This is a genomic window from Alteromonas sp. 14N.309.X.WAT.G.H12, assembly GCF_036697315.1.
Classification (GTDB): Bacteria; Pseudomonadota; Gammaproteobacteria; order Enterobacterales; family Alteromonadaceae; genus Alteromonas.
Genome location: NZ_JBAHZB010000277.1, coordinates 1 through 224 on the forward strand (window position 1 = coordinate 1; position 224 = coordinate 224).

A 224-nucleotide genomic window follows, 5' to 3' on the forward strand; every position below is an offset into this window, starting at 1 on the left:
TGGCGTCCCCTAGGGGATTCGAACCCCTGTTACCGCCGTGAAAGGGCGGTGTCCTAGGCCTCTAGACGAAGGGGACAGAAACTCTGCCCGAAGGTATAAACCTACAGCCTATTTCACAGTATTTATCGACTGTGACGCGATTAAAGATGGCGTCCCCTAGGGGATTCGAACCCCTGTTACCGCCGTGAAAGGGCGGTGTCCTAGGCCTCTAGACGAAGGGGACA

The 224-nt window shown here is 55.8% G+C and carries 2 tRNA genes; both read right to left on the reverse strand.

Going from position 1 to position 224, the window contains the following annotated elements:
- A tRNA-Glu gene (locus tag V5298_RS20970) sits at positions 1 to 76 on the reverse strand.
- 71 nt (positions 77 to 147) lie between these two features.
- Positions 148 to 223: transfer RNA gene (locus V5298_RS20975), tRNA-Glu, on the reverse strand.
- Position 224: the final 1 nt, after the last annotated feature.